Origin of the sequence: Streptomyces alkaliphilus, assembly GCF_014141535.1 — a bacterium.
Lineage (GTDB): Bacteria > Actinomycetota > Actinomycetes > Streptomycetales > Streptomycetaceae > Streptomyces > Streptomyces alkaliphilus.
The window spans coordinates 1-17,153 of sequence record NZ_VKHT01000020.1 but is presented as its reverse complement, the minus strand read 5'-3'; the positions used below and the strand labels follow the sequence as shown (position 1 = coordinate 17,153).

Here is a 17,153-nt window from a genome sequence, read left to right as displayed (position 1 = left end):
GGGGTGACCCCGAGGAACACGGAACGGCCGCCCCGGGGTCGGTAACGGGGGAGGTGCGAGGACGGCCGCGTGTGCCGAGGGGTTGGTGCGTCGGTCCCTCGAACCGGAGTACTTCGCCGTGGAGCGGAACGAGAGAGGTCTCCGGCCTTCAACCGCCCCGGCTGACGGCGGTTGTGACGGCTACCACCAGGAGGCCATCACGCCGGCGGACCCCCCGGCGTCCGGGGGTGTTGGCCATGGAGATCTCCGGCGTGGGAACTGTCAGTTACCGCAAGTCTTGCGAAACTTCACGGATTCCTTGACGCCACAAGCTAGAAACGTGGGACCTTCCGGTCAAGGCCTGTCGCCGATCTGGCCATAAACAGCGCCTCTCCCCCGGGCTCGAGCGAGCCCGTCCGACCCCGGTCGGTACCCGGTCTCGCGCTGCCGGCCGGAACACAGGCCCTGTCACATGGGGGGTCGCGCGAGTTCGCCGACGTGCTGGTTCGAGTTTTTCGTCGGGGCCCGGCCCCACGGCATCCGCCGACGGCGACGCCCCGGGGGGTCGGTGGTTCCCCATCCGACTCGCCGAGCTCCCGGAAAGTTTCGAACAAGACACGGAAATTCTCCTGTGCACAGGGAGTTGACGATCCACCGTCAATCCCTCAGTCTCCGTGTCTGAGGAGGCGGTCATGGTTCGAAATTTCGAACCGTGTGCCCCGAGCAGTCCCTGCCGCACGGCAGAACCGCGCACCACAGCACCCGCGCCACCCCGTTTCCGATCCGGTGAGGTTCGCGCCGGCGCATCCTGGCTCTTCGCACAGGTGGAGAGGCACGCGACGCCGCGTGGCGGTCCCCCCGGCCCAGCCGCGATGGAGTACCCCCATGCCTCTGTCGAAACCCCGCCACCGCCCCGTGTCCGCGACGCGCGGCCGTGGGCATCCGCCACGACCCGGCGCCGGCTTCGCCCACCGTCCCCGCCGGATCCGCTGCCCTTCGCGCGCCCATGGTCTCCGGTGATCCCGTCATACCCGGACTCCGGCCCGCCTCGTCCGCCCGCCGCCCGGGAGCGGACGACGCCTTCCACCGCACTTCGCTCCTTCCCTGATGTCCACCCTGGAGGCACAGTCATGGGCTCGTATGCCATATCCCCACCCGGCGTCCGCCGGAGGTTCCGCGGTCTGCTGACAGTCCTGCTCGTCGGCGTCCTCGGGCTGCTCGGCGCACTGGTCGTGCCGCCGAGCGCACAGGCCGCCGAGAGCACGCTCGGCGCCGCGGCGGCGCAGAGCGGTCGTTACTTCGGCGTCGCCATCGCCGCGGGCAGGCTGAACGACTCGACGTACACGACGATCGCGAACCGCGAGTTCAACTCGGTGACGGCCGAGAACGAGATGAAGATCGACGCCACCCAACCCCAGCGGGGCCAGTTCAACTTCACCGCCGCCGACCGCGTCTACAACTGGGCGGTACAGAACGGCAAGCAGGTGCGCGGCCACACCCTGGCCTGGCACTCCCAGCAACCCGCCTGGATGCAGAACCTCAGCGGCCCCACGCTGCGCCAGGCGATGATCGACCACATCAACGGCGTGATGGCCCACTACAGGGGCAGGATCGTCGAGTGGGACGTCGTGAACGAGGCCTTCGTCGACGGCAATTCGGGAGCCCGGCGCGACTCCAACCTGCAGCGCACCGGCAACGACTGGATCGAGGTCGCCTTCCGCACCGCGCGCGCCGCCGACCCGAACGCCAAGCTCTGTTACAACGACTACAACGTCGAGAACTGGAACGCGGCCAAAACCCAGGCCATGTACGCCATGGTCCGGGACTTCAAGCAGCGCGGCGTGCCGATCGACTGCGTCGGCTTCCAGGCGCACTTCAACGAGGGCAACCCCTACAACAGCAACTTCCGCACCACCCTGCAGAGTTTCGCCGCCCTCGGCGTCGACGTGTCCGTCACCGAACTCGACATCCAGGGCGCCTCGCCCACGACCTACGCCAACGTGATCAACGACTGCCTGGCCGTCGCGCGCTGCCTCGGCATCACCGTCTGGGGTGTGCGCGACTCCGACTCCTGGCGATCGCACCACACGCCGCTGCTGTTCAACAACAACGGCAGCAAGAAGCCCGCCTACAACGCCGTCCTCGACGCGCTCAACGGCGGTTCGTCCACGCCGCCCCCTCCTCCGGGCGGGCAGATCAGGGGCATCGGTTCGGGCCGCTGCCTGGACGTGCCCAACGCCTCCACCGCCGACGGCACCCGGGTCCACCTGTGGGACTGCCACAACGGCACCAACCAGCAGTGGACGCACACCGCTTCCGGTGAGCTCAGGGTCTACGGCAACAAGTGCCTGGACGCCGGTGGCACCGGCAACGGCGCCATAGTCCAGATCTACAGCTGCTGGGGCGGCGACAACCAGAAGTGGCGCGTGAACTCCAACGGCTCCATCGTCGGCGTCCAGTCCGGCCTCTGCCTCGACGCCGCGGGTTCGGGCAACGGCGCCCAACTCCAGCTCTACTCCTGCTGGAACGGCAGCAACCAGCGCTGGAGCGTCACCTGATGGTGCCCGCCGCCGACAAAGGAGTGAATCGATGAGGAGCTACGGTACGGCTCTCTCCGCCCGCCCGGGCGGACCTCGATGGTGGTTCCGGTTCACCGCCGTGCTGGCGGCGGTCCTCGCGACCGGCCTGCTCACCTCGGTGATGACCGCGCCGGCGCAGGCACAGCCGGCGCCCACCGCGGCCGCGGCGGTGGACACGGGCGCCTGGTACGTCCTGGTCAATCGCCACAGCGGCAAGGCGCTGGACGTCGCCGGTGCCTCGACCGCCGACGGCGCCGCGCTCCAGCAGTGGACGCGCCACGACGGAACCAACCAGCAGTGGCGGTTCGTGGACGCCGGCAACGGCTTCCACCGCCTCAAGGCCCGGCATTCGGACAGGGTTCTCGACGTCGCCAACGCCTCGACCGCCGACGGCGCCGCGCTCCAGCAGTGGTCCGACCACCACGGGGCCAACCAGCAGTTCCGCCTGGTCGACTCCGACGCGGGTCACGTCCGGCTGATCAACCGCAACAGCGGCAAGGCGGTGGAGGTGCAGGGCGCCTCCACCGCCGACGGCGGCAGCGTCGTCCAGTACGCCGATTGGGGCGGCGCCAACCAACAATGGCGGATGGTCAAGTTGTCGTCCGGCGGCGAGGGCGGATGCGGCAACGCCCCGGCGCTGAGGAGCGGCACGCACACCATCCAGAGCGGCGGCAAGAGCCGCAGCTTCATCCTCAGGGTTCCCGACAACTACGACAGCAACCGCCCCTACCGGCTGATCTTCGCGTTCCACTGGCGAGGCGGAACCGCCGGCGACGTCGCCTCGGGCGGAAGCAGCGGGACCGCCTGGGCCTACTACGGCCAGCAGGAACAGTCGAACAACACCGCGATCCTCGTCGCCCCCCAGGGCCTCGACAACGGCTGGGCCAACGCGGGCGGTGAGGACGTCACCTTCGTCGACAACATGATCCGGCACATCGAGGGCGGCCTCTGCGTCAACCCGACACAGCGTTTCGCCACGGGATTCAGCTGGGGCGGTGGCATGAGCTACGCCCTCGCATGCTCCCGGGCGAACGACTTCAGGGCCGTCGCGGTCATCGCCGGCGCCCAGATCAGCGGGTGCAGCGGCGGCAACCAGCCCATCGCCTACTTCGGAATCCACGGCATCGACGACTCCGTCCTCACCATCGGGCAGGGACGGTCCCTGCGCGACAGGTTCGTCGGCAACAACGGCTGCACTGCCCAGAGTCCGCGCGAGCCCGCGCGGGGCAGCCGAACGCACATCACCACCACCTACTCGGGCTGCCGTGCCGGGTACCCGGTCCAGTGGGCCGCGTTCGACGGAGGCCACATACCCGCTCCGGTCGACGGCTCCACCAACGAAAGCGGGGTCGCCACCTGGACCAAGTCGGAGATCTGGAGGTTCTTCGCACAGTTCAACTGACACGCCGCAGTGGGGTCCGGCCGACCGCTGGTGCCCTTGTGGCCCGGTGGGCCGTGCCCGATGCCTCCCCGTCGGGGCGGCCGACCACGGCCCACAGCGGTCCCGGCAGCCGGCCGGGCCCGTCGCCGTCGGCGACGGGCCCGGCCGGTCGGCGGCCACGGGTCCGCCGGAAGCCCGGTGCCTCCCGAACAAGGGGGCGCGAGTTCGATTCGCGGCGCCCGCTCCATACGAGGGCCCGGGTCAACGACCCGGGCCCTCGGCGTTGTCCGCTTACCGATACGTCTTCGGTGGGCTTGCCTTCCACATTCGGTCGAGGGAATCGTTCCACGTACCGTCTCGATCGGAACCGGCAGCCCGACAGCCACGGGACATGGGCACCGCGGCGGAATGACCCCGGGGGGTGTCCGCGATCCGGACGATGGGTTTCCGCAGCGCCCCGAAAGGGCCGGGATCCAGTCCTCGACGGGACGGCGGGGGAGGGCGATGGCCCCCGGCGGCCCGGAGACTCCGTTCGTTCCGTGGAAGGCCCCGACCGGGCGCGTCGTACTCTCATGGCGGTAACACCTGCCTTCCCCGCCTTGGCTTTGTCTCCGGACAGCCGGGCGCTCCCGCCGCGACCACCCCGGCCCGGGCGACCGCGGCCGGTGGGGTCGCCCCGGGGTCCTGAGGTGCCGGAAAATTCGGATGTACGGAAAGAGGTACGGAAATGCGACAGAGGAGAGTCAGTACCCGGCCGGGAACGGGTGCGCGGCCCGCGCGGGGCGGAGCAGGCGGAAGGTGACCCGACCGTCGGCGTCGATCCGGGCTCCGTGAACAGCCGGTTCGGGCAGGCTGTTGTAGTGGAAGTGGGTGGAGAAGTAGTAGGCCCCGGTGTCGGGGACGACTACGAGGTCACCCTCGTGGAGGAGGGGCAGAGTACGGTCGCGTGCCAGCAGGTCGCCGCCGAAGCAGCACGGACCCGCGATGTCCTGGGCCACGGCTCGACTCCGCTTGGGCCGGCCGTCGGCGTCGTGGGCCTCGACCCGCAGCGGCCACGCCTCGGGGGCGAACACGGTCCGCGTGGCGACCTGTGCGCCGGCGTGGGTGATCGCGATGGGCCGGCCCCCGACGGTCTTGGTGTACTCGACGTACGCGGCGATGAAGCCGTTCTTGGCCATGACCGAACGCCCGAATTCCGTGATGATCTCGTACGCGCCCGAGAACAGGGCCGGCGCGTGCTCGCGCAGGTGGTCGACGTAGGTGTCGAAGCCGGGACCCGTCTGGTCTCCGGTGAAATCGACCGGCAGCCCTCCCCCGATGTCGATGCCGGTCACCTGCCGACGGCCGAGATGGTCGTTGACCTCCTCGGCGAACTCCACGGCCCTCGCGACGCCCCGGACCATCAGGCCCGGGGGACAGCCCTGCGAGCCGACGTGCGCGTGCACCCGGGTGAGCCAGGGACGGTCCCGGTAGGCCCGGAGCAGCCGTTCCCGGTTCCCCTCGTCCTCCAGGGGGATGCCGAACTTGGATGTCGCGGTGGCCGTGCTCATCGCGGTGATCGAACCGGCCCCCACCTGCGGGTTGACGCGCACACCGATCCGCGAGTCGGAACGTGCGGTCGCCCACATCCCGTCCAGCCTCGCGAGCTCCTGGAAGCTGTCGACGTTCACCGCGATGCCGAGGCCCAGCGCCCGGGCCAGTTCCGCCCGGGTCTTTGCGGGGGAGTCGAAGACGATTCGCTCGGGGGCGAAACCCGCCTCCAGCGCCCGGGCGAGTTCGCCGGCACTGGCGACCTCGCAGCCCATGCCGCTCACACGCAGTTCCTCCAGGACGGGAACCAGGCAGTTCGCCTTGGCCGCGAAGGCGTGCAGGACCGGAAGCGGGTCGGGGAACGCGCCGCGCAACGAGGTGACGGTCTCGTGGACGCCGTCGAGGTCGATGAACCCCGCCAGTACGGCCGCTTCGGGGTCCAGGAGTTCCTGTTGTACGGCCGCCCGCAGAATTCGCCCACGTCGTTCCGCCCTGTCGAAACCACTCATCGCGCACCTTCCCCGAGCCGAGGGTGTCGCCCGCCGGCGGATGCCGTCGGGCGGAACACCAGAATCCCGCCCCGGGGGTCCGGGCGTCTTCGTGGAGGGTTCCGGTGTTTCGCCGTGTTTCCCCCACCGTGGTGCGAAGCCCGTCCGCCGGCACCGCCGCCGTTGTGCCGCGGCACGAAAAAGCCGGCTTTCCGTCGTGGCCGCGTACGAGGGCTCACGTCCCCCGGCGGGCGACGGCGTCACCACCGTCGCCGTCGAGCAGGCGCAATCGCAGGTGGGCGAGCAACCGGGCGTCCGGATCGCGCGGGTCGAGCCCGGACACCTCGGTGAGCCGGGCGATCCGGTGCCGCAGGCTGTTCGCGTGCACGCCCGGCGCCCGGGCGGTGGCCGGCACGTGACCGAAGTGATCGAGGTGGGCCCGGAGGGTCCGCGTCATGCTGCCCCTCCGGGGCCGGCCGCAGGGAGCCGACGGCGGAAACGGATGCCGTCCGGCCGGGTGTTCCCGTGTCCCGGGGAGGGCGGCGACGGGCCGGGTTCCCCCGACACTCCCCCGATCGGTACGCCGACGAGGCTGTGGCCCGGGAGCGGGGTCCGGCGGTTGCGTTACGGAGCGGGGACGCAGAGGCCCGGGAGCACCTCGGCGCCCGGGAGCAGGGCCAGGACGCTGCCGGGCAGGATCAACTTGCCCCGGCGCCGCCCGCTCCCGATCACGACGTACGGGGTGGCGACGACCGCCTCGTCGATCAGGAGGGGCCACCCGGCGGGAAGCCCGATCGGGGTGATGCCGCCGTACTCCATGCCGGTCCCGGCCACGGCCGTGTCCATCGCGGCGAACGACGCCTTGCGGGCACCGAGGTGCTTGCGGACGGTCCTGTTGACGTCGATGCGCGTGTGCGCGAGGCCGAGGCACGCGGCGAGGGTGGTTTCCCCGCCGCGCCCGGCGGCCACCACCACGCAGTTCGCCGATGTCTCCAGCGGCGCGTCGTAGGTCTCGCAGAACACCGCCGTATCGGCCTTCTCCGGGTCGGTGTCCACGTACAGGACGGCTTCGGCCGCTTCCCGGGCGTCCCGGTTCCCCAGGGCGTCGGCCACCGGCGCCGGGAGGAGGTCGGTGACCTCCAGCGCGGGGTGGACGATGTCGAAGTTCCCGAAGGGCGGGCGCACGGGGCGGTTCATGGGCGGAGTGTAACGAGGGCGCCGGGGCCGCCACGACGTCCGCCCGGCCGGTGAGTCGGCCGGGCGGGAAGCTTCACGGCACCTCGCGGAGGCCCACCGTGAGGTGGGGGTGGGAGCGTCTGTTCCCATCCGTCTCTCCGCCGTCTCCCACCCGCGGGGGTGCGCGGGGTGGGGCCCCCGCGCGGGCGGCTCGGCCCCTCGGGTCCCGGGGAGGAGTTCGACACACCCGTCGGTGCCGTTCACCCGGATCCGCTGCCCGTCCCGGATCAACCGCGTGGCGTGCTCCACCCCGACGACGGCCGGCAGACCGTATTCCCGCGCGACCACCGCGCCGTGGGTCATCAGGCCCCCGACCTCCGTCACCACACCCGTGACCGCGACGAACAGGGGCGACCAAGCGGGATCCGTGTGAGTCGTGACCAGGATGTCGCCCGGTTCCGGGTCGGCCTCCGCCAGGTCGTGAAGGACCCGGGCGCGCCCTTCGACGGTTCCGGCGGAAGCCGGCAGGCCGACCAGCGCCGGCCGGCAGCCCGTGGCGTCGGTACGTTCCGGTGAGGACCTCGCCGTCCGAGGTGAGCACCCTCGGCGGTGTGAGCGCCTGATGGGCCCTGAACCCGGCCCTGCGGTGACGGATGAGTTCGTCGTCCACCCGGTTGGTCCGCACGACGTCGTGAAGCTCCCGGAACCTCAGGAAGAAGATGTCCTCCCTCTCCCGGAGCACGCCGTCGCGCACGAGGCGCTCGGCCTCGCGCAGCAACGCCCTTTTGTACAGGGATTGACATCCTCTCCGCCCTGAAGGACGGAGATTCCCGCCTGCCTGCCGGTGGTCACCGGCTGGGGCTTCGGGTGGGTTCCTGCTTCGCTGCGCGGTGCCGGGACGAGTCCCGGTCTTACCTGCGCTCCACAGGCCGGCACCGCCAGTCCGGCGGCCTTGGCGACGTTGACCGCCGCGTTGATGTCCCGGTCCAGGACGGCCCCGCACGCCTGGCACGTCCACTCGCGGACGCTGAGGGGCTTGGGGCCGTCCTTGACGCCGCACTGTGAGCACACCCGGGAGGTCGGCTCGAAGCGGCCGATGCGGACGAAGGTGCGCCCGTACCGGGCGGCCTTGTACTCCAGCATGATCACGAACGCCGACCATCCGGCGTCGTGCACGGACTTGGCCAGGCGCGTACGCGCGAGTCCTTTCACCGCCAGGTCCTCGACGGCAACCTCTTGGTTCTCGCGGATGATCCTCGTCGAGAGCTGGTGGTGGAACTCGCGGCGTGCGTCCGCGACCCGGGCGTGTGCCCGTGCGACGCGGACCCTGGCCTTGTCCCGGTTGCGGGAGCCCTTCTCCTTTCGGGAGAGGGCGCGTTGCGTCTTCTTCAGGCGCTTCTCGGCCCGGCGCAGGAAGCGCGGGCTGTCGATCTTCGTGCCGTCCGAGAGGATCGCGAAGTGCCCGAGCCCGAGGTCGATGCCCACCTCGGGCGCGACGTCGGGAAGGACTTCCTGCGGGCCGGTCTCGACGACGAAGCTCGCGAAGTACCGGCCCGCGCTGTCCTTGAGGACCGTCACCGTGGACGGCGTCGACGGCAGGCTGCGGGACCACTTGACCTTCAGGTCGCCGATCTTCGGCAGGCGCAGCTTTCCGCCGGTCGTGATCGACCAGCGGGCGTTCGCCGTGAAGCGCACCGCCTGCCGGGTGTCCCGCTTCGACTTGTACCGGGGTGCGCCCGTGCGGGGGCGCTTGCCCTTCAGCCCGTCGAAGAAGTTCCGGTACGCGGTGTCCAGGTCGCGCAGGGACTGCTGGAGCACGACAGCCGAGACCTCGCCGAGCCAGGCCCGTTCCGGGGTGCTCTTCGCCTCGGTGATCAGCGCCTTGGACAGGTCGCCGGTCTTCGGGAACGGCATGCCTTCACCGCGGGCGCTCTCCCGAGCGCGGAGCGCGTCGTTGTAGACCACCCGCGCACACCCGAACGCCCTCGCCAACGCGCTGCGCTGACCGGCACTCGGGTACAAGCGGAAGCTGTACCGAAGCTGCACGTCGATCATGATACACAGTTGGTTTATGGGTATCGATGAGAACGTTCGTACTGGTCGTCACTGTGTCTTCCGTATGCATGTCCACTTGGTTTTCGTGACGAAGTACCGGCACAAGGTCTTCGCCGACCGGCACCTGACGCGGTGCGAGGAGATCATGCGGGCCGTGTGCGAGGACTTCGAGGCCGAACTGGTCGAGTTCAACGGCGAGAACAACCACGTCCACCTACTCGTGAACCTCCCGCCCAAGGTCGCCGTGTCCAAGCTGGTCAACAGCCTCAAGGGCGTTTCCTCCCGGCGGCTGCGCCGGGAGTTCCCCGACCTCGTCCGCCACTACTGGCGGGCACAACGACTCTGGTCCGGCTCGTACTTCGCCGGGTCGGTCGGCGGAGCTCCACTGTCGATCGTGAAGCAGTACATCGAGCAGCAGAACCGGCCACTCCGACCCGGGCTGAGGTGAACAGTGCAGATCCGTGCACACAGTTGAGGTCGGAGCAGCTCTCGGATTCGCTTCACCACCGGGCTGAAGCCCGGTGCACCGCGAATAGTCCAGGTAGCGGCTGACCATGCCGTACTTCGGATACTCGCGGTAGCCGACGAACGTCCGGAGACGATCGATCATCCGCCCGGTCTCCTCGGCCTTCCGCTCCCCGCCCGGTAGGGCCCGCAACCGCTTCAGCAGGTCCTCCTCCTTCCGTCGTGCCTCCCGCCGTCCCCGCTCCAAGCGCCGCCCGCCGGCACCCGGTTCGAGGTTCTCGATGTGGGAGAGGAGCATGGGCAACAGCGTGGTGGGGCGTTCGCTCCAGCGCGGCGCGGTGATGTCGATCTCCCCGACGCAGCGCATGCCGTACGTCTCCAGGTAGGCCGTGATGGCTTCGCGTGCCTCCCGTCCGCCGTCGAGGCCGGCCATCCCGTCGGGGAAGTCCTCGTCCCCGACCTCGCGCAGGAAGGCGACGACCTCCGGGCGCGGACGGATCACGTCCGCGACGTCGAGGAGCGCCAACCCCATCTCCGAGGTGATGTTGTGGGGGACGGACCGGGCGAGCGTGTCGGCCGCGTTCCTCTCCCCCAGCCATTCCTCCAGTCGCTCGTTGAGCCACCGCGTCGCTTCCGTTCCCGCCGTGATCACCCGCAGGCCCAGCGGGTCGAACAGGAGCCATCTCAGTTCCCGGACGTCCGTCCGGATGAAGTCGAACAGTTCCTCTCCGCTTTTCGTCCGGATGTCCTGTTCCAACGTGGCCAGGGAGGCCCGGGTGCGCGCGATCAATCCGGTGACGACGGCCGGGTCGGTCTCGATCGGGGCCGGCGCGCCCGTGGGGGTCGGCTCGTCGGGGTTCTCGTCCGGCAGGGGCCGGATGAAGTCGCCGCGCTCGAGGACGGTCTCCAGCGCGTCCCGGATCAGCGGGTCGGAACTCCCGAGGGCCTCCAGGATGTGGGCACGGCTCGTCGGCGCCGCCAGTCGTGGGGTGACATCGACGAACAGGCGCCCGCCCGCCTCACACATCGGCCGGGGGTCGTCATCTGCCACAGGGAGAGCCCCAGGGGCTTGAGTGGGTCGGTCATCATCTGCTGATGGCCGACGGAGACGTAGACGCGGTTGGCCCGGTCCGCCGCCTCCGGGACGGGGAACAGGGTGGTGATCGGCCGACTCTGCACGATCAGGAAGTCGTCGTCGGCCAGGCACCACTCGATGTCCAGGGGGCAGCCGAAGTGTGCCTCGATCCGTCGGCCCAGCCGCGCGAGCCGCACCACCTGCGCGTCCGTCAGCGCCGGTTCCCGCTGCCGCGCCGGCGCGATCGGCTGTCGCCGGGTCCCGCCTTCCGGGGAGGCGTGAACGGCGAGCGGCTTGGTGGCGATCACCCCGGCGATGACCTCGTCGTCGCGCACCCGGTGGACGTCGGGGTTCACCAGGCCGGAGACCAGCGCCTCGCCGAGGCCGGGGACGGCCTCCACGCAGGTGACCGTCCGGTCGGACGTGACGGGGTCGGCCGTGAAGAGGACCCCGGCCGCCCGCGGGAAGACCATCCGCTGCACCACCACGGCCATCCGGGCCTTCCGCTGGTCGAAGCCGTTTCGCAGGCGGTAGGTCACGGCCCGTTCGGTGAACAGCGAGGCCCAGCACAGGCGGACGTGCCGCAGGACCGCCTCCGGGCCCACGACGTTCGGGTACGTGTCCTGCTGGCCGGCGAAGGAGGCACCCGGTGAGTCCTCCGTCGTCGCGCTCGACCGGACCGCGTAGGCGGTTCGTTCACCGAACCGGAGGAGTGCGCGGTGGATCGCCGCCGCCACGTCGTCGGGGAAGGCGGTCCCCTCGATGGTCCGTCGGACCTCCGCGCCGCGCGTGCGGATGGCCTCCCGGTCCTCGGGGTCCAGGCGCGACAGCCGGTCCAGCCGATCGTCGATCGACGGCGCGCCCTCCATGACGCGTCGGAAGGCGTCCGTCGTCACGCAGAAGCCGGCGGGCACGCGCACGCCCTCCACCCGCGACAGCTCTCCCAGGTGCGCGCCCTTGCCGCCGACGGCCGGGACCCGTGTCCGGTCGATCTCCCGGAGGTCCAGCACGTATCCGTCCATCCGTCCACCTTCCCCTTCGGCCCGATCGGGCCTCTCCCGCTTCTCGTCCGTCCCGCGGGCCCCGCCGCACGCGCCCCCGCCCGGACCGCCGGCCCGGAGCCCGGCCCCCGGTGGGCGGCGGGCGTTGGGCGTTGGGCGTCATCGGTCCGTGGTCGGGCGCGACCCCGGCCACGGCGGTCCCGGGGCCTTCGCGCGGCGCCCCGCGTATCCGATGAAGACGGGTGAATATCGCGAATAAGCAATTACCGTGCTTTTCGGCACCGGTCGACCATCCTGCATCACACCCCGGGTCTTGCGGCAAGTCCCCCGGTGCGCTATAGGTTGAGAGTGGCGAGGAGTTGGTGTTCTCCTCGCCTTTTCTCATTCCGGGGGCGGCTCTACCTCGGACACCGATCTCCTTCGGAATCCGGGGTCTTTCCGGGGCGTGTGGCATTCGGCGCCCGGACATCGGTCGTGTCCCGCGACGATCGGTTCGCGCGGCCGGTGGAGGACCGACCGGCCGGTCCGCGCCCCGGCCCGGCCCGGTCCTCCACGACAGGGACGGGAACACCGGCCGGCCCCGGACGCCGATGGTGATCTTCCACCGGGCCGGGGGTCCGGCGGCCTCATCGCCACGGGCCCGCCCCGGCGAGGGGGGACCGGCCGCGGCGGGGCCCGAGCGGCTCGACCGGCGGCCGTGGCAGCACGCCGTCGGCCGCACGCCGCTCCTCGCGGTCTACCCGGCGCCCGGGGAGTTCCGTGTTCCCGGGGGGAGCAGGAATTCGGCGGCGCCGGCGGTGACGGCCTCGGCGACGAGGGCGAGGGCCGGGACCTCGAGCTTCCACTGCTGCCAGTACAGCGGCACGTCCCAGGGGTGTTCCGGCGCGATGCGCGTGAGCGCGCCGGAACGCAGCAGGGGTTCCGCCTGTACCTCCGGCACCAGGCCCCAGCCGAGGCCGGCGGCAACCATCGCGCAGAAGCCCTCGGAGGTGGGGACGTGATGCCGGTGCCGGCCGGCTCCGGTCCGTTCCGGCGCCAACGCGCGCACGAATCGGTCCTGCATCTCGTCACGGCGATCGAAGACGATCACCGGCGCGTCCGGGAGACGGTCCGTCAACGGACCGTCCGAGAGGTGGCGTGCCACGAACCCGGGGCCGGCGACCGCCAGGTAGCGGGCCAGGCCGAGCAGCCGAACCGTGCAGCCCGCCACCGGCTCCGCCAGGGACGTCACCGCGGCCATCACCCGCCCCTCGCGCAGCAGCGTCGCGGTGTGCGCCTCGTCCTCCCGGTACAGCTCGAAGCAGACCCGCCCGTCCCGTGCCGCCCGGGTCAGGGCCGGCAGGAGCCAGGTCGCGAGGGAGTCCGCGTTGACCGCGATGGACAGCCGGGCCGGGCCGGAGCCGTCCGCGATGCCCAGTTCCCGCCGGGCGTCCTCCTCCAGTGCGGTGAGCCGGCGCGCCAGCCGCACGACCACGCGTCCGGACTCGGTCGGCCGGACCGGTTTCGTCCGCATGAGCAGGACCCGTCCGGTGCGCTGCTCCAGCGCCTTCACGCGCTGGCTGACCGCGGAAGGTGTCACGTGCAGGACCGCCGCCGCCGCGTCGAAGGTGCCCTCGTCGACGACGGCGAGCAGGGTGCGCACCTGGTCGTAGGGGAGCTCGCCCATCACGACGCCTAATGTTACGTAAGAAAGTTCAGCTGTACTTCATAACGGCTTCGGCCCTAGCGTCGGCAGCCATGAACAGCGGGTTTCTCCCGGCGGCCGCCGCCGGATTCGGTACGGGACTGTCCCTCATCGTCGCCATCGGGGCGCAGAACGCGTTCGTGCTGCGCCAGGGGGTGCGGAGGCAGGCCGTGTTCGCCGTGGTCGGCATCTGCGCCGTCTCCGACGCGCTGCTCATCGCGCTCGGCGTGGCCGGGCTCGGCACCGTGATCACCGCCTGGCCCGGCGCCATGACCGTCGTGGGCCTGGCCGGTGGCGGCTTCCTGATCTGCTACGGCCTCCTGGCCGCCCGCCGGGCGCTGCGACCCGCCCCCGGGCAGGGGCTGACGACGGACGGCGCCGCGGCCGGGTCCGTGCGCGGCGCCGTGCTCACCTGCCTGGCCCTGACCTGGCTCAACCCGCACGTCTACCTGGACACGGTGCTGCTGCTCGGCTCGGTCGCCGCCGACCGCGGCCCGCTGCGCTGGATCTTCGGCCTCGGCGCGATGGTGGCGAGCCTGGTGTGGTTCACCGCCCTCGGTTACGGTGCCCGGCTGCTCGGAGATGCCCTCTCCCGCCCCGGCACCTGGCGGGCGCTGGACGGCTTCGTCGCCGCCATCATGCTCGCGATGGGCACCATGCTGGTGGTTCGCGCCCTGTGACCCGGCGTCGGCGAACGGGACCCCGGCCTCCTTCCCCTCGGGAGCGGTGGCCACATGGGGCGGACCACGCGTGGAACGGCGCCGGGGCGGGGCCCGAAGCCGATCAGGGGGACCGGTGTGCCCCCTCCTCCGGCTCGGCGACGGTCCAGGGGAGGGGCGGACGCCTCTTGTCCGAGTCCGGCCCCTGACCCGGCCGGCTGTTCCACATCAGGAGCAGGTCACGGGCTCGGAACAGCGCCCTCGGATACCACCGTTGGCCGTCCACCGTGTTCGGGAGGGTGTCCGGACGGTCGTCCTTGATCTGCGACACGCTGCGGCCGTCCACCCCGATCAACCGGGCGAATCCCCCCAGCGTCACCTCGCGGTCCAGATCCTCCTCGCTCAGCTCCACCGGATCGGGGCGCCGCGGACGAAACGGTTCCAGCTCGGCCGGGTCGTACAGGGCGCTGCCCCCGCCCCCACCCTTGGCACTCATTCCGCGGCGAGGCCGCCGGGGAGCCGGAAAGTCCGGGTACGTGCGCGGCATGACGTGCACCACGTAACCGTGGCTGTATCCCACCCGCGCGGCCCACTCCTTCAACGAGACCAGCCTCTTTTCGGTGTTCCCGTCGGAGTTCTTCCCCGGGTTCCCGTCGGTGCTCCCGTCGACCTCGCCCACTCACCCACTCCTTCCCGCCCGGCATTCCATCCGGATTCCACCCGGCGTCCGCCGGCCCCATGGCGCCGCGGCCCCGCCCGGCGGGCGGCACTCCCGGAATGGCCGAGTGGCCTCTGTCATCGGAACCGGATCAGGTTATGCGCAAGGATGCCGTCCTCGTCCGCGCCGGCGGGCGGGGCGCGGCCGGGACCGTTCAGGAGTCGCGGTACGCGAGGCCCCGGGCGGCGAGCGCGTCACCGAGGACGGCCACGGCCTTGGGACCGACCCCGTGGATGGCCAACAGTTCCTTCCGGGAACGGGCGGCCACCTGATCGAGATCGGTGATCCCGTGGAGGGAGAGTTCACGCGCCGCGGTCCTGCCGATCGCGTGCGGGAGGTCTCCCACGGGGCGCACATCGGGGGTCTCGGCCATCGGTCTTCCTTCCGGTCGATTCGCGCTTCCGGTCGATCGGCGAGGAGGCGAGGGCGGCCTCGCGGGAATCCCGCGGGAGTGCGGTGCCACGCCGGGCGATGCGCGAGGTCCCCTCGGAAAGGGCGTCCTTTCGATTGTTTCACGCCGGGACGATTCCCACTCCCGGGACGACGGGCCGTCCGGGTTCGGAAAGCCGTGGCCCGGCGGTGATCACCGGGCACTCCCGTGCGGAAGCGGTGGGGAGGGGCGCCGACGGCGGCGGTGGCCACGGGCTCCCCGCCTCCGAACCCGCTCCCCCGGCATGGCGATCGGGGATTCATCCCGTTGATGCGGGTATGTTCACGGGAATTCCGGTGGGACACCGATGCCCCGCCACGACGGGCCGGAGAGAGCGGCATCGGCGGGGGCGTCCGGGTTCCGCCCGGCGGGTGAGGACGGAGGGAGCGTCGGGTGTTGCGTGGTCTTCGGGAGGCGGCCGAGCGCACGCCGCCGCAGCGGGAGCGGTACGTCGATCTGTTGCGGGCCGTGGCGATCACGATGGTGGTACTGGGCCACTGGCTGGTCGTGAACGTGACCTACGACGGGGCCGGCGACCTCGACGGGTACAGCGCCCTGGGCGAGCTGACCTGGAGCCATCCGGTGACCTGGGTCTTCCAGGTGATGCCGCTGTTCTTCCTGGTCGGCGGCTACGCCAACGGCGCCTCGTGGGACTCGCACCGGCGGCGGGGCGTCGACACGGCGGGGTGGCTGCTGACCCGCGGCAACCGGCTGCTGATCCCGACGACCGTACTGATCGTCCTCGCCGCGGTGGCCGCCCCCGTCGCCCGCCTGGCGGGCGCGGCGGAGGACGTGACGGAGACCGCCGTGTGGCTGGTGGCGATCCCGCTGTGGTTCCTCACCGCGTACCTCACGGTCGTGGTGCTCACCCCGATCCTCCACCCGCTGCACCGACGGGCCGGGTGGACGGTCGTCGCCGTGCTGGTCTGCGCGGTGGCGGTGACCGACGCGGCGGAACTGTGGCTCGGGGTGCCGCACGTCACCCTGGTGAACTACCTGCTGGTGTGGCTGGCGGTCCACCAGGTCGGTTTCGCCTGGCGGGACGGGATGCTCGACGACCGGCGCGTGGCGGCGGGGCTGGCCGGGGGCGGTCTGGTGGCGCTGGTGCTGCTCACCGTGCCGGGCCCCTACCCGATCAGCATGGTCACCGTTCCCGGCGAGGAGGCGCAGAACACCGCCCCGCCGACGCTCGCGCTGCTCGCGCTCGCCGCCTGCTGGATCGGCGGCGCGATCCTGCTGCGGAACCGGGCCGCGCGGTGGCTGGCGGGCTTCCGCCCCTGGTTGGTGGTGGTGGCCGTCAACAGTGTGGTGTTGACGGTCTTCCTGTGGCACATGGCCGCGGTGGTGATCGCCGCCGTGGTGCTGTACCCGCCGGGGTTGATGCCCCAGCCGCCGGTGGACTCGACCGATTGGCTGCTGTGGCGGGTGCCCTGGCTGGTCTGCCTGTCGGTGGTGCTCGCGGTGCTGGTCCTCGTTTTCGGTGGGGTGGAACGGCGCGCCCGGCGGGTGGGGGCCCTCCCGGCGCGCACCGGCGACGGTGACACGGGGGAGCGCGCCTCCGGGAGCGGTGTCGTTTCCACCGTGGCCACCTGCCTCGCCCTGGCCGCGGCGATCGCGGGCCTGCTGGGCATCACCACGGCGGGGGCCACGGGCGAGGGGCCGGTCGGCATCCCCGGCTGGGCGCTGGCGCTGTATCTGGTGGGGGCCGGCCGCCTGTGGATCGTCGCCCTGGTCCGCTCGCGCTGACGGGCCCTTCGACGGAGCCGGCCGGCCCGGCGCACCGGCCCGCCCCGACGTCAGCGCCGGGGGCGGGGCAAGCGGAGCGATGGGTTCCCGGCGACAACGGACCCTTCCCGGTGGAGACTCGGGACGATCCGGGCCGCCGTGTCGTCCGGCAGCGACAGGAATCGTCCGCCCGGGTCGGGTGGTTCAC

Annotated in this window: 12 protein-coding genes and 2 pseudogenes; 5 read left to right on the top strand and 9 right to left on the bottom strand. The window is 71.4% G+C overall.

All coding sequences use genetic code 11. From position 1 onward, the window contains the following. Nucleotides 1–1,109: 1,109 nt before the first annotated feature. Nucleotides 1,110–2,537, top strand: a complete 1,428-nt coding sequence (locus FNQ90_RS01595) for an endo-1,4-beta-xylanase (RefSeq protein ID WP_182604588.1) — start codon at nucleotides 1,110–1,112, stop codon at nucleotides 2,535–2,537. Between the two features lie 100 nt (nucleotides 2,538–2,637). After that, entirely contained in the window at nucleotides 2,638–3,960 is a 1,323-nt protein-coding gene (locus tag FNQ90_RS01590) for an RICIN domain-containing protein (protein ID WP_323379726.1), read from the top strand. 722 nt (nucleotides 3,961–4,682) lie between these two features. Here FNQ90_RS01590 and FNQ90_RS01585 read toward each other — a convergent pair. From FNQ90_RS01585 to FNQ90_RS01565, 5 genes and pseudogenes are all read right to left on the bottom strand, one after another. After that, a complete protein-coding gene (locus FNQ90_RS01585; protein ID WP_182604586.1) occupies nucleotides 4,683–5,978 on the bottom strand; it encodes a type III PLP-dependent enzyme domain-containing protein in 1,296 nt (431 codons plus the stop codon). A gap of 214 nt (nucleotides 5,979–6,192) precedes the next feature. After that, entirely contained in the window at nucleotides 6,193–6,414 is a 222-nt protein-coding gene (locus FNQ90_RS01580) for a helix-turn-helix domain-containing protein (RefSeq protein ID WP_182604585.1), read from the bottom strand. A gap of 167 nt (nucleotides 6,415–6,581) precedes the next feature. Further along, complete coding sequence (locus FNQ90_RS01575; RefSeq protein WP_182604591.1) at nucleotides 6,582–7,154, bottom strand: YbaK/EbsC family protein; 573 nt, start codon at nucleotides 7,152–7,154, stop codon at nucleotides 6,582–6,584. 210 nt (nucleotides 7,155–7,364) lie between these two features. After that, nucleotides 7,365–7,926, bottom strand: a pseudogene (locus FNQ90_RS01570) (PEP-utilizing enzyme); the annotation flags it as partial. Further along, nucleotides 7,842–9,179, bottom strand: coding sequence for an RNA-guided endonuclease InsQ/TnpB family protein (locus FNQ90_RS01565; protein WP_323379725.1), 1,338 nt, complete (start codon nucleotides 9,177–9,179; stop codon nucleotides 7,842–7,844). The gene FNQ90_RS01565 and the pseudogene FNQ90_RS01570, both read right to left, overlap by 85 nt. A gap of 25 nt (nucleotides 9,180–9,204) precedes the next feature. On the opposite strand from FNQ90_RS01565, the gene tnpA reads away from it, so the two are divergent. After that, on the top strand, nucleotides 9,205–9,636 hold the full coding sequence (gene tnpA, locus FNQ90_RS01560; RefSeq protein ID WP_182604584.1) for an IS200/IS605 family transposase: 432 nt from the start codon (nucleotides 9,205–9,207) through the stop codon (nucleotides 9,634–9,636). Nucleotides 9,637–9,714: 78 nt separating this feature from the next. Here the strand turns inward: tnpA and rph are convergent. After that, nucleotides 9,715–11,750 (bottom strand): annotated as a pseudogene (gene rph / locus FNQ90_RS01555) (rifamycin-inactivating phosphotransferase); the annotation flags it as partial. Nucleotides 11,751–12,465: 715 nt separating this feature from the next. Continuing rightward, a complete protein-coding gene (locus FNQ90_RS01550) occupies nucleotides 12,466–13,395 on the bottom strand; it encodes a LysR family transcriptional regulator ArgP (protein ID WP_182604590.1) in 930 nt (309 codons plus the stop codon). Between the two features lie 71 nt (nucleotides 13,396–13,466). On the opposite strand from FNQ90_RS01550, the gene FNQ90_RS01545 reads away from it, so the two are divergent. Continuing rightward, nucleotides 13,467–14,093: a LysE/ArgO family amino acid transporter gene (locus FNQ90_RS01545; RefSeq protein ID WP_182604583.1), complete on the top strand. Its 627-nt coding sequence runs from the start codon at nucleotides 13,467–13,469 to the stop codon at nucleotides 14,091–14,093. A 103-nt stretch (nucleotides 14,094–14,196) separates the two neighbouring features. Here FNQ90_RS01545 and FNQ90_RS01540 read toward each other — a convergent pair whose 3' ends face one another. After that, complete coding sequence (locus tag FNQ90_RS01540) at nucleotides 14,197–14,751, bottom strand: hypothetical protein (protein WP_182604582.1); 555 nt, start codon at nucleotides 14,749–14,751, stop codon at nucleotides 14,197–14,199. A 193-nt stretch (nucleotides 14,752–14,944) separates the two neighbouring features. Next, complete coding sequence (locus FNQ90_RS01535; protein WP_143622608.1) at nucleotides 14,945–15,163, bottom strand: helix-hairpin-helix domain-containing protein; 219 nt, start codon at nucleotides 15,161–15,163, stop codon at nucleotides 14,945–14,947. Between the two features lie 450 nt (nucleotides 15,164–15,613). Between FNQ90_RS01535 and FNQ90_RS01530 the strand changes: the two genes are divergently transcribed. After that, nucleotides 15,614–16,966, top strand: a complete 1,353-nt coding sequence (locus FNQ90_RS01530) for an acyltransferase family protein (RefSeq protein ID WP_323379724.1) — start codon at nucleotides 15,614–15,616, stop codon at nucleotides 16,964–16,966. Nucleotides 16,967–17,153: the final 187 nt, after the last annotated feature.